This is a genomic window from Mucilaginibacter terrigena, assembly GCF_004168255.1.
Lineage (GTDB): Bacteria > Bacteroidota > Bacteroidia > Sphingobacteriales > Sphingobacteriaceae > Mucilaginibacter > Mucilaginibacter terrigena.
In genome coordinates, this window is record NZ_SEWG01000003.1 from 266,887 (window position 1) to 279,323 (window position 12,437).

General features: G+C 46.0%; 12 protein-coding genes. 9 read left to right on the forward strand and 3 right to left on the reverse strand.

From position 1 onward, the window contains the following. Nucleotides 1-55 precede the first annotated feature (55 nt). Together EWM62_RS08440 and EWM62_RS08445 are read right to left on the reverse strand one after the other, a co-directional pair. Nucleotides 56-1,582, reverse strand: a complete 1,527-nt coding sequence (locus EWM62_RS08440; protein WP_129876220.1) for a bifunctional GNAT family N-acetyltransferase/carbon-nitrogen hydrolase family protein — start codon at nucleotides 1,580-1,582, stop codon at nucleotides 56-58. A gap of 106 nt (nucleotides 1,583-1,688) precedes the next feature. Beyond that, nucleotides 1,689-2,027 (reverse strand): DoxX family protein, encoded by a 339-nt coding sequence (locus EWM62_RS08445; protein WP_238989308.1) that lies wholly within the window; start codon nucleotides 2,025-2,027, stop codon nucleotides 1,689-1,691. A gap of 203 nt (nucleotides 2,028-2,230) precedes the next feature. On the opposite strand from EWM62_RS08445, the gene hemA reads away from it, so the two are divergent. Continuing rightward, entirely contained in the window at nucleotides 2,231-3,457 is a 1,227-nt protein-coding gene (gene hemA, locus EWM62_RS08450; RefSeq protein ID WP_129876221.1) for a glutamyl-tRNA reductase, read from the forward strand. A gap of 363 nt (nucleotides 3,458-3,820) precedes the next feature. After that, complete coding sequence (locus EWM62_RS08455) at nucleotides 3,821-4,063, forward strand: hypothetical protein (protein ID WP_129876222.1); 243 nt, start codon at nucleotides 3,821-3,823, stop codon at nucleotides 4,061-4,063. Between the two features lie 215 nt (nucleotides 4,064-4,278). On the opposite strand, the gene EWM62_RS08460 is transcribed toward EWM62_RS08455, so the two are convergent. Further along, on the reverse strand, nucleotides 4,279-4,827 hold the full coding sequence (locus EWM62_RS08460; protein ID WP_129876223.1) for an REP-associated tyrosine transposase: 549 nt from the start codon (nucleotides 4,825-4,827) through the stop codon (nucleotides 4,279-4,281). 246 nt (nucleotides 4,828-5,073) lie between these two features. Between EWM62_RS08460 and hemC the strand changes: the two genes are divergently transcribed. The 7 genes from hemC to hemE all read left to right on the forward strand — a co-directional run bounded on the left by hemC (nucleotide 5,074) and on the right by hemE (nucleotide 12,398). Next, the gene (gene hemC, locus EWM62_RS08465) at nucleotides 5,074-6,648 is read left to right on the forward strand and encodes a hydroxymethylbilane synthase (RefSeq protein WP_129876224.1); all 1,575 of its coding nucleotides are present in this window, start codon (nucleotides 5,074-5,076) and stop codon (nucleotides 6,646-6,648) included. A gap of 81 nt (nucleotides 6,649-6,729) precedes the next feature. Next, a complete protein-coding gene (gene hemB / locus EWM62_RS08470) occupies nucleotides 6,730-7,701 on the forward strand; it encodes a porphobilinogen synthase (protein ID WP_129876225.1) in 972 nt (323 codons plus the stop codon). A 101-nt stretch (nucleotides 7,702-7,802) separates the two neighbouring features. Beyond that, nucleotides 7,803-9,113, forward strand: coding sequence for a glutamate-1-semialdehyde 2,1-aminomutase (gene hemL / locus EWM62_RS08475; RefSeq protein ID WP_129876226.1), 1,311 nt, complete (start codon nucleotides 7,803-7,805; stop codon nucleotides 9,111-9,113). 44 nt (nucleotides 9,114-9,157) lie between these two features. Beyond that, a complete protein-coding gene (locus EWM62_RS08480) occupies nucleotides 9,158-10,033 on the forward strand; it encodes a sensor histidine kinase (protein WP_129876227.1) in 876 nt (291 codons plus the stop codon). Between the two features lie 13 nt (nucleotides 10,034-10,046). Then, on the forward strand, nucleotides 10,047-10,754 hold the full coding sequence (locus EWM62_RS08485; protein ID WP_129876228.1) for a response regulator transcription factor: 708 nt from the start codon (nucleotides 10,047-10,049) through the stop codon (nucleotides 10,752-10,754). Nucleotides 10,755-10,757: 3 nt separating this feature from the next. Further along, nucleotides 10,758-11,279 (forward strand): tetratricopeptide repeat protein, encoded by a 522-nt coding sequence (locus EWM62_RS08490; RefSeq protein WP_129876229.1) that lies wholly within the window; start codon nucleotides 10,758-10,760, stop codon nucleotides 11,277-11,279. Between the two features lie 93 nt (nucleotides 11,280-11,372). Further along, nucleotides 11,373-12,398, forward strand: coding sequence for a uroporphyrinogen decarboxylase (gene hemE / locus EWM62_RS08495; protein WP_129876230.1), 1,026 nt, complete (start codon nucleotides 11,373-11,375; stop codon nucleotides 12,396-12,398). Nucleotides 12,399-12,437: the final 39 nt, after the last annotated feature.

Consider the following 12,437-nt stretch of genomic DNA (forward strand, 5'->3'; position numbering starts at 1 on the left):
TAAAGGCTTCAGCATGTTCAGTTTCGCAATGAAACATAACACGCTCAATGGCCTGCTAAATTTTCTTCCCGTTAAATGTTATGCCGTACAGATCGGTTCTTCTGTCCTTTAAATTTTGTACACTGCCATACTCGTGCAACTGGCCCAGGGTAGAAAGGTCAACATCAGCAATAACGATCATCTCCGCGTTTGGCGTGGCTTCCGACTGGATGCCATTGGTAGGGAACCCAAAATCAGATGGGGTAAACACTGCCGATTGCGCGTAAGAAATATCCATGTTGTTTACGTTGGGCAGGTTGCCCACGCAGCCGGCTATGGCCACATAACACTCATTCTCTACCGCGCGTGCCTGCGCGCAAAACTTAACCCGATTGTAACCGTTTTGTGTATCTGTCAGGAAAGGCACAAACAAGATCTGCATATCCTGACCGGCCAGGATGCGGCCAAGTTCAGGGAACTCTACATCATAACATATCAGTATACCTATCCGGCCGGCATCGGTATCAAAAACTTTAAGGTCGCTGCCGCCCCGCATCCCCCAGGAGTTGATCTCGGAAGGGGTGGGGTGCAGCTTAACACTCTCTTCCATGCTGCCGTTGCGCCGGAACAGGTACGACACGTTGTATAACGAATCGTCCTCTATCTTGGGCATACTTCCGGCGATGATATTTACATTGTACGATACGGCAAGTTTAGTAAAGGCCTCGGTAATGGGCTTGGTAAATTTGGCCAGTTCGCGCATGGCCTTAGCGGCATCCATGTGGTTATACTCGGCCATGAGCGGGGTGTTAAAAAGCTCGGGGAACAAAATAAAATCCGACTGGTAATCGCTTACGGCATCCACAAAATATTCGGCGTGCTTCATCAGTTCGCTTATGTTGCTATAGGGGCGCATCTGCCATTGCACCAAACCAATACGCACCACGGTTTTTTGGTTAATTACGGTGCTTATCTCTTCGTAATAAACGTTGTTCCATTCTATCAGCGTAGCAAAACCTTTTGAGCGGGCATCCTCGGGTAAATAGTTGCGCAGTATTTTACGTACGTGAAAATCATTCGATAGCTGGAACGACAGGGTAGGGTCGAAGATCTCCTTGTATTTTACTTTATCGATGTATTGCCTCGGCGTTAATTCGCTCTGAAATTTTTGATAGTTGGGGATACGGCCGCCGGCGATAATGCTCTTCAGGTTCAGCTTTTCGCAAAGGGCCTTACGGGCATCGTATAAGCGGCGGGCCAGGCGCAGGCCGCGGTATTTTGGGTGTATAAATACCTCGATGCCGTATAACACATCCCCTTTATCGGTATGTGTTTTAAAGCTGCCGCCGCCGGTAATTTGTTTGTAAGTGTGGTTATCTCCAAACTTGGTGTAATCCACAATGATGGATAAGGCGCAGCCAACAACCTCGCCATTTACGGTAACGCAAACCTGCCCGTCGGGAAAAAGCTTGATCAGCTTCCGGATAGAGGCGAGATCCCAATGGTCGTCGTCCATATCCAGGTAGGCAGATTTCATTGATTTTTTTAGTTCCTGGTAGTCCTGTACTTCCAGTGTGCGTAATTCAATACTTTGCAGATCCATTTTCCTGTAACCGACTTAGGGGAGGAATGTTTTGTACAAAGTCGTAAGTCTGAAGTTCTTAGTCGTAAGTCGGCTTTTTTTTATACAGACTACGCGGACTTTAGACTTACAACTTAGCATGCCACCACGCCCACAATATCAGCACCGGTTGCAACAGCAGCCTCGCCCATGCAATAGTAGGAGTAACCAACAGGTTGCCTACCTTTAAAGGCGCATCTGTAAGCATGGTTATATGCACCGGCAAAAAGGCTATCAACAATAGTACAATGCCCCACGAAGCAACCTTACGTGTTTTTGGCCGTATTAACATTAGGGCAAAAAGGATCTCGAAAAAGCCGGCTAATGCGTTTAACACAACCGGGAAGGGTAAATAAGACGGAATAATGCGGTAATACGATTGCGGGTTGTAAAAATGATTGGCCCCGGCAGCTAAATAACCGAGCACTAAAATTACAAGACTGATTTTTTTTAAGATTTTTATTTTTTGGGGCATATCTACTTCTAAAAACGATAATATCATAAAATTGGATGGCTAATATTATCGATATCATTTAATTTATAATCATTCTAAATGCACGCGTTTGACATATCCTTGACATTGCATGCACATTGGTATGTTACTTTTGTTGGGTCAAAATAAAAACTGCTTTGAAGTATTTAAAAGTTATTGCTTTTACACATAAACAGATTGAGCTGAAGGAACTGGGACGATTGGTGCTATGCCAGGAGAACACTTCCGAAAAACTTCATGCAGCTAAAGCCCATTTTGGCATTGATGAGATCTTTTACTTATCAACCTGTAACCGCGTTGAGTTTGTATTATCAACCCAGCAAAAGGTTGACAGGGAATTTGCCGAGGCTTTTTTGACCGAGATGCAAATGGGCCTTTGTACACACTCTACCAAAGCTTTTTTAGATGCCGCTTCTATTTACGAAGGGCAGGAAGCGCTTAACCATTTGCTGCGTACCTCATGCTCGTTAGAGAGCCTGATAGTTGGCGAAAAAGAAATATTGGCCCAGCTGCGCAAAGCATATGACGACTGCCGCGGGGCAGGCCTTACCGGCGATAAACTTCGGCTGGTAATGGAATGTGTGGTTAAAACCGCTAAAGAGGTTTACACCAATACCAATATCTCTAAAAACCCTATATCGGTTGTATCGCTGGCTTACCGCAAGTTAAAGGACCTGAAACTTTGCTCGAATGCCCGTGTACTGATCATCGGCGCAGGCGAAACCAACCGCAATATTTCAAAATACCTGCAAAAACATAAGTTTTCAAACTTTTCGGTTTTTAACCGTACGCTGGCAAAGGCGCAGCAACTGGCTAACGAACTTGGCGGCCAGGCTTATGAGCTTGATGCCCTAAAAACCTTTAAACAGGGGTTTGATGCTATTATCACCTGCACATCGGCAGTTGAGCCTATAATCACCCCCGAAATATACGCGTCGTTATTAAACGGCGATACTGATAAAAAAACCATTGTCGACCTGGCCATCCCTAATGATACAGCCCCCGAAGTATTGGAGCAGTTTGATGTAAACTTTATTGAGGTACACAGCCTTAACGAAATTGCCAAAAAGAACCTGCAGGAACGTTACCAGGAACTGGTACATGCCGAAGTGATCATCGAGCAAAACATTGCCGGGCATTTGGTGATGCTTAAGCAGCGCAAAGTTGAACTTGCCATGCGCCAGGTGCCCGAGAAGATCAAAGAGATCCGCAACAACGCGGTAAACACCGTGTTTGCCGAAGAGGTACAAAGCCTTGACAAAGAATCGCGCGAGATCTTGGAAAAGGTGATGAACTACATGGAAAAAAAATATATCAGCGTCCCCATGATCATGGCGAAGGATATATTGATCAATAATAATTAGCGATTTTCTTGAAGCCACTGGGAGGTACGAAGCAATCTCTCAACCATGCCCAATAAATATGTCATTGCGAACCGGTGTGTGTGCCTGCGCGGCGAAGCAATCTCCTCGCGTTTGTTCTTCGTTAGGAATGGTTATGCTTTATGATTAGCCTGTGGATGTTACTTTCTTTTCTCTCAAAAGAAAGTAACCAAAGAAAAATCGCGGCTGTGTCCTGCTCTGTGATAGTTAGTGCTTTAGCAATGCCTGTGCTACCCGAACAGGCCAATGCCGCATTTTGAGGTGGCCTTAGGGCAGTACTTTTAACCTATCCATTTCCTTGTCGCTGGCTTTTATATCAAATTACCATGCTACGCCCGATAACGCGTGGGGAAATCCTTAAATAAAAAAAATCCCATAAATCATGGTTCAGAAAATTCCGCCCCCGTCAGCAAAACAGCTTCGGGCGAAAGTGGGCAGAACGATGGTGGCCTTGAGCGTGGCAAGGGCTTAGAAAATTTTGCTGAAGAGTGGGCCTGGTGCGGCGAAGCATGGGCAAAATATTCCAGCCCGTGGTTCTGCCCGGTTGCGGGGGCAAAGGCTATGAGCGCCAAGAAGCCTTTTTGCTGACTTGATTTTTGGTTACTTTGTATCAAGACAAAGTAACAGCCCTCCGCGGCAATTGAGCGGACTGGCTTTCATTAAAGCACAATCCTAAGCTACTGAGTTTAGCTCAACGTGACACATGATAGTGCACTCAGGAAAACACCACACCGCTGCCGCGAGTTTAGCGCAGCATAACTCGTGGTGTAGCACAAGGTAAGCTTTCAGCTTACCAAACAAAATCAAATCATTAACGAAATATCTATTAAACCCTTAATATCGGCGTAATCACGTGCGCTGCTGTACAGATAATGCTCCGGCTCATCAACCCACCCTGCGGTTACCGGGTTATTATGAAGATAGTCTAATTTTTGGTCGATAACAGTATTGCTCCACAACTCTATAGGGTGATTACCCTGTTGCCAAAATTGGTACTGCTCGTTATTTGGATTCTGTTTTCCTTCCCGTTCAAAAAACCATAACAGCCAATCCCGCCTGCTTTCCTGAATATTTTCGCTAACCGCTTTTATAAGCATTTTAGATGTATGCCTTTTAATATCCCTCAGAATATCCTGCATGGGCTGGTTATTCGTGCTAATTATTAAGTGAACATGGTTACTCATAATAACCCATGCATATAATTCAAGTCCCTTATTTTTTATACAGTATTTAAGGCTATCTACCAATATGTCTTTATACTCCCTTCGGGTAAATACATCTATCCAACGCACGACTGAGAATGTTACGAAGTATGGACGCTCCTGGTCGTGAAATTTATAATTACTGCTCATGCCGTTAAATTAGTAATATGATGCTAAAGCTGAAAGCTTTATCCATGCCGTGTCACGGGTTGAAAACCCGCGACAGCAATCTTTTTCGTTGCTGCCGCGAGTTTAGCGTAGCGTAACTCGTGGTGTAGCACAAGGCAAGCGTTCAGCTTACTAAATACGCACTTAGTCAGCCCACTCTCATATCCTTATTTAATACTATATTACTGTGCATAAAAATTTAAATTTGTGCTGTAAAAATTTATCCCTTTGGACAGAACAGTAATCATAGGAACGCGTGGCAGCGAATTGGCTTTGTGGCAGGCAAACTTTGTAAAAGACAGCCTTGCCGCTTTAAACATTACCGCCGAACTTAAAATTATAAAAACCCAGGGCGACCGCATCCTTAACCTCAGCTTTGATAAGCTGGAAGGCAAGGGCTTTTTTACCAAAGAATTGGAAGAAGAATTATTGGCAGGTACTATAGACCTGGCCGTGCATTCGCACAAAGACCTGCCGACAGAAAACCCTCCGGGACTCATCATCGCAGCAGTTTCAGAACGGGAAGACCCGGCTGAACTGTTGTTGATCTTGAAGGATTGCGTGGATGTACGCCAAAAACTATCCGTAAAATTTGGCGGCATGGTAGGCACATCATCCAACAGGCGCAAGGCGCAATTACTGGCCACACGCCCCGACCTGGAGATAGAAGAACTGCGCGGCAATGTACCTACCCGCATTAACAAGCTGCGCGATGAAAATTACGATGCCATTATGCTGGCCAAAGCGGGCGTGTCCCGTTTGGGAATCGACCTGAGCGAGTTTCATGTGGAGGAACTTACGCCAACCGAATTTATACCCGCGCCTGCGCAGGGTGTGCTGGCCATCCAGATCCGCGAAAGCAACGCTGATCTGTTTGAAGCTTTACAAGCCTTGAACCACCCTGATGTGGCAGAAGAGCTGGCATTGGAGCGCGGCGTACTAAAAATGTTTGGCGGCGGCTGTCATTTACCACTCGGCGTTTATTGCCGCCGGGACGATGGTAAATTCCAGGTGTTTACCTCAAAAGCCGAGGATGGTGAAGAATTTCCCGATAGGTATTTTATAGAAGCTGATACCCTTGATGGTGTTGCCGATAAAATTGTTGCCCGTTTTGCAAAGGACAGGAAGTTCCCCAACAAGGTATTCATCTCGCGCGATATTTCGGAGACCAGTTACTTTCGCCGTGCGCTGGAAAAGCACAAAATCGAGATAGAAGCCCGCTCGCTGATCCGTACGGTGCCGGTTATCACCAAGTTTGACTCATACATTTTAAAAAATATCGACTGGGTGTTTTTCACCAGTAAAAACGCGGTGGAGTATTTCTTTAAACTATCACCGCAGTTCCCCAAAAAAGTAAAATTTGGGGTGATGGGCGCCGGCAGTGAAGATATGCTGCGCCGCAACGGCCATTTTGCCGATTTTGTTGGCGAAAGCAATGATACCGCCGACGTAGCTGCCGATTTTGCCGAACTGGCAAATGGTACTATTGTACTGTTCCCGGGAGCGGATAACCCGATGCGGAGTATCCAGCAAGGCCTGTCTGCCGAAACAAAAATAATTGACCTGCCTGTTTACGAAACCGTGCTGGAAGAAGATGTAGAGCCAAGCGGTGCCGATGTAATGGTGTTTACCAGCCCAAGCAACGTGGAAGCCTACTTTGCCGGTAACCTGCTGGAGCCCGGACAAAAGGTGATAGCCATTGGTAAATCAACTGGTAAAAAGTTTGATGAAATGGGTGTAAAATATACCCTGCCCTTCTCGCCCGACGAAGTTGGACTGGCAGAGGCGGTGTTTGGGATATAATTAGTCATTGGGTCATTGCGTCATTAGGTCATTATAATTGAGGCCAATGACTCAATGACTCAGTGACCCAATGATAACATAATGCTACAACGACCAAGAAGAAACCGTAAGAGTGAAGTTATCCGCCAGATGGTGCAGGAAACGCATGTTAGCGCGGCTAACCTGATATTCCCGCTGTTTATTGTGGATGGCGTGAACCAGAAAACCGAGGTGGCATCCATGCCGGGCATCTATAGGTATTCGATAGATAATTTGCTGCGCGAGGTGGAAAGTTGCATGAAACTGGGCTTACATTCGTTCGACCTTTTCCCTAATATCGACGAGGCATTAAAAGATAAGTACGCTACCGAAAGCCATCGCGACGAAAGCCTTTACCTGCGCGCTATCCGTGCGGTTAAAAAGGAGTTCCCGGAAGCTTGTGTAATAACCGATGTTGCGATGGATCCCTATAGCAGCGACGGCCATGATGGCGTTGTTGAAAATGGCGAGATCCTTAACGACGAAACACTGGAAATTTTAGGCAAAATGGCTTTGGCCCACGCCCGCAGCGGTGCTGATATCATTGCCCCAAGTGATATGATGGACGGCCGTGTGGGTTACATCCGCGAGATGCTTGACGATAACGGATTTACCGGCGTATCTATCATGTCGTACTCGGCAAAATATGCCAGTGCTTTTTATGGCCCGTTCAGGGACGCATTAAACTCGGCCCCAAAATTCGGCGACAAAAAAACCTACCAGATGAACCCTGCCAACCAACGCGAAGCGCTAATAGAAGCCCGTTTGGATGAAGCGGAGGGCGCCGATTTCCTGATGGTGAAACCGGCTTTAGCTTACCTTGATGTTATCAAGCTAATAAAAGACGATACCGAACTGCCGGTTGCGGCCTACAACGTAAGCGGCGAATACGCCATGATCAAAGCTGCCGTACAAAAAGGCTGGCTGAACGAGCAACGTGCTACGATGGAAGTGCTCACCAGCATCCGCCGTGCCGGCGCCAGCGCGATACTGACGTACCACGCTAAAGAGGTGTTGGCGAATAAGTGGCTTTAGAAAGCCCCACCCAAACCCTCCCCGAAGGGGAGGGCTTATGAATGTAATATTAAAAGAAAACAAAAAGTCTCCCCTACCGGGGGAGATTTAGAGGGGGCTAAATGAATAAACCTGATATAAGCAGAGCAAAATCTGCAGCACTGTACGAAAAAGCGAAGACCTATTTCCCGGGTGGGGTAAACTCACCGGTAAGGGCGTTTAAATCTGTTTACGGTACCCCGCTTTTTATCGAGAAAGGCGATGGCAGCCACATATGGGATGCGGACGGTAACGAGTTTATAGATTTTTGCTGCTCGTGGGGGCCGCTTATTTTAGGGCATAATAATGCTGCTGTACGTAATAAGGTTACCGAGGTAATGCAAAAGGGCATGTCATTTGGCGCGCCTACTGCTTTGGAGAACGAGCTGGCGGAACTGATCCTCGGCAATAATAAATTTATCGAAAAGATCCGGTTTGTAAGCTCGGGTACCGAGGCGGTAATGTCGGCCATCAGGTTGGCAAGGGGGTATACCAAACGCGATAAGATCTTAAAATTTGAAGGCTGCTACCACGGCCATTCCGATAGCTTATTGGTGAAGGCAGGCTCGGGCCTGGTAACCTTTGGCGAGACCTCATCTGCGGGCGTACCAAAGGCTTTTGCTGATGAGACGATAGTTGTATCATTGAATGATAAAAAAGCCCTGCACGAGGCCTTTGAAGAGTTTGAGGGACAAATCGCAGCCGTTATTATCGAGCCTATCCCTGCTAATAACGGGTTATTATTGCAAACCAAAGAATACTTGGAGTACCTGCGCCAGATCTGTACCGATAACGGCACCATGCTGATATTTGACGAAGTGATCTCCGGTTTCAGGGTCGGGTTTGAAGGCGCTGCAGCGTACTACGGCATCCGGCCGGATATTTTGACGTACGGAAAAATCATAGGTGGTGGCCTGCCCGTAGGGGCTTATGGTGCATCTGCCGAAGTAATGGATTATATCTCACCGGTTGGTTCGGTTTACCAGGCGGGTACGCTATCGGGCAACCCGGTTGCCATGGCGGCAGGCATAGCGCAGCTAACCGAGTTATTAAAGCCCGGTTTTTACGACGAACTGCATGCTAAAACCGCCGGTTTTGTAAAAGCTATACAGGATTTTGTTGCAGAGCGCGGGTACCGGTTTAGGGTATCCACCATCGGCTCCATCTTTTGGTTTGCATTTACTGACCAGGACAACATTGCCACAGCCGAAGATATTGACCCGGCCAGCATGACAAAATTTAAAGAAATGCACCACGAACTGATAAACAGGGGCATTTATTTAGGCCCGTCGGGCTACGAGGTTGGCTTTATATCAGCCGCCCATACACCGGCCGACTTAGAAACCACAAAAACAGCTATATTTGATAGTCTGGATATTGTATTTAAATCATAATTAGAAATAATGTTTCCCTATCGGGGAGATTTAGAGAGGGCCAAATGAAAAAGACACTTGTAATATTTTACGCTATCATCATTTATGCGGTTGCAGAACTGATATGGTGGGGGTATATGCTGGTACACCTAAACCCAAGCCGTAAAGGCATGATACTGGGCGAAGGCTGCATGTTTGTTACCGTGTTTTTAATCGGGGCTTACTTCCTGCATAAATCCTTAAATAAAGAAACCAAACTGCGCGAGCAACAAAAAAATTTCTTGCTTTCGGTTACGCACGAGCTTAAATCGCCCCTGGCATCTATCAAAATATTATTGCAAACCATCCAAAAGCGTAACCTGACAAAAGAGCAGATATTGAACTTTATTGATAAATCGCTGCTTGATGTAGAGCGTTTGGATGATATGGTAGAGAACATGCTGCTGGCATCAAAAATTGATAACCGCTCGTACAGCTTCCCTAAGGCTAAATTTAACCTATCTGTTTTGGTGGATAGCATTGTAAACCGCCTGCAGATCAGCAAATGCGATTGCAACCAGCAGATCATTAATGCCGAAATTGAGCCGAAAATTGAAATAACAGGTGACAAATTTGCATTAACATCGGTTGTTACTAACCTGGTAGAGAACGCCGTAAAGTATTCGAGCCCCTGCGAAACCGTAAACGTGAAGCTATTTGAGAAGGATGGCAAAGTTTACTTTCAGGTGGCAGACCATGGCATAGGTATTGCAGACAGTGAGAAGCCGCGTATTTTTGATAAATTTTACCGTGTAGGCAGCGAAGATACACGAAATACAAAAGGAACTGGTTTGGGCTTATTCATTGTAAAACAAGTATTGGATAAACACCAGGCCAGTATAAAAGTTAAAGACAACCGCCCTGCCGGGAGTGTATTTGAAGTTGTATTTGGATTAACCTAAACAAATAGAGATCATGCCAAACAAAAAAAGAATTTTATTAGCCGAAGACGAAGACCATTTATTGGAGGCCATCAAATTAAACCTGGAGCTGGAGGGTTACAAGGTTTCTACAGCAAACAATGGTAAAAAAGCCCTTCAGATCTTCAAAGAGGAACGCTTTAACCTGGTAATACTGGATGTAATGATGCCCGAGATAGACGGCTTTGTGGTTGCAGAAACCATCCGTTTAGAGAACTCGGAAGTGCCTATCATGTTCCTTACCGCCAAAAATACCAATGAGGATAAAATATCGGGCCTTAAAAAAGGTGCCGACGATTACCTTACCAAACCATTTAACCTGGAAGAGTTGATACTGCGTGTAAATAACCTGGTAAAACGCAGTTTAAAAGGCGACGACCTGAAAGAGTTTAACAGCTACAAGATAGGCGACAAAACCATCCACTTTAACTCGTTCGAACTGGTAAATGGCGACGAAAGCATTACCCCGCTTACCAAAAAGGAAACTATGCTTTTAAAGCTGCTGATAGAGCGCCGTAACGAGGCCGTATCGCGCGAGCAGATACTGGAAACCGTTTGGAACTACGATGTGTACCCATCAACCCGTACTATTGATAACTTTATCCTGACGTTCCGTAAATATTTTGAGCCCGATCCTAAAAACCCGGTTTACTTCCATTCTATACGCGGTGTGGGCTATAAATTTACAGACAACCAGCACTAATAGATGTTTACAAACAGGGCACGCATATTAGTAACCGGGCTTTTTGTAATACTGCTGGCCGTTATCCTTAAGTTAAAGGTTTACGAACTGGCTGCCGTATGTGTAATGTTCATCGGGTTTTTAATATGGGGCTACTTTAAACAGGGTACTATTGTGCTGGCGGCAAAAGCTTTCCACCAGAAGGATTACGACAAAGCCGAGAACCTGCTGAAGCAAGTGCCCAAAGCCGAGTGGCTGAGCAAACGCCGCCGCGGCTTTTACGAGTTTATATACGGCGGGGTATGCCTGCAAAAGCGCGAATACGCCGAAGCCGAGCAGCACTATGAATTGGCCGCCCTGTACCCGCTGCGCAGCGCAAACGACCATGTGGCAGCGCTGGTGCATGTGGCAAACATAAACGTACGCAACGGTAATTACGAAAAGGCAAGGGTTTACCTGCAGCTTACCGAAAAACATAAAGACAATATAACTGCCAAAATGAAGGATGTGATCCAAAAGGTTGAGCAGGAATTAAAGAAACACTAAAACAGAATCAAGATGTAAGAGTCAAGAATCAAGAAGAAATCAACCAAATTAGCTCTTGATTCTTGACTCTTGATTCTTGACTCTCAAAGAAACATGAAAGATTCGTTATTTATAAAAGCCGCATTTTCAGAGAAAACAGAACGACCGCCCGTGTGGATGATGCGCCAGGCAGGCCGTTTTATGCCCGAATACTGGGAGATCAAAAACAAGTACTCGTTCCTGGAGATGTGTAAAACACCCGAACTGGCTGCCGATGTTACCATGCTGCCGGTTGACCTTTTGGGTATCGATGCCGCCATCCTCTTTTCGGACATTTTGGTTACCAGCGAAGCCATGGGCGGCGACCTGAGCTTCACGCAAGGTGTAGGCCCTAAGTTTGCCAACCCGGTACGCACACAGGCAGATATCGATAACCTGCAAACCAACGTTGGCGATAAGCTGCAATATGTTGCCGATGCTATAAAAGTAATTCAGCAGCGCTTAAATGGCAGCATCCCGCTGATAGGTTTTGCAGGCGCGCCGTTTACGGTTATGAGCTACCTGGTTGAGGGTGGATCGTCAAAAGATTTTAAGCTAACCAAACTGATGTTGCATAACCATCCGGAAATGGCGCATCAGCTTTTATCAAAAATTGCAACGGTTACGGCCGATTACCTGAACCTGCAGATAGCAGCCGGTGTTAATGCCGTACAGATCTTTGATAGCTGGGCGCAGGCATTATCATGGGATGATTATACCGAATTTTCGCACCGTTATATTGTGGAGATCATCAGCAAGCTGAACAGGAAGGATATCCCGGTGATATCGTTTTGTAAAGGCAGTTCGGTGTTCGCGCCACTGATGGCCGAAGCCAAACCGGATGTGATCTCCATCGATTGGAATGTTGACCTGCTGGATATCAAGAACCGTTTACCAAAAAATATCGCCGTACAAGGCAACCTCGACCCGCATATATTGTATGCTGATAAAAAAGTAATAAAAGAACGCATCTACCGCCTGTTCGACCGGATGAAAGGCGAAAACGGCTTCATCTTCAACCTGGGCCACGGCATAATGCCCGATATCCCGTTTGATAACGTGAAGTACGCGGTAGAGGTGATAAAAGAATATAAATGCTAATAAAGAATATGTCATTGCGAGCGATAGCGTGGCAATCTC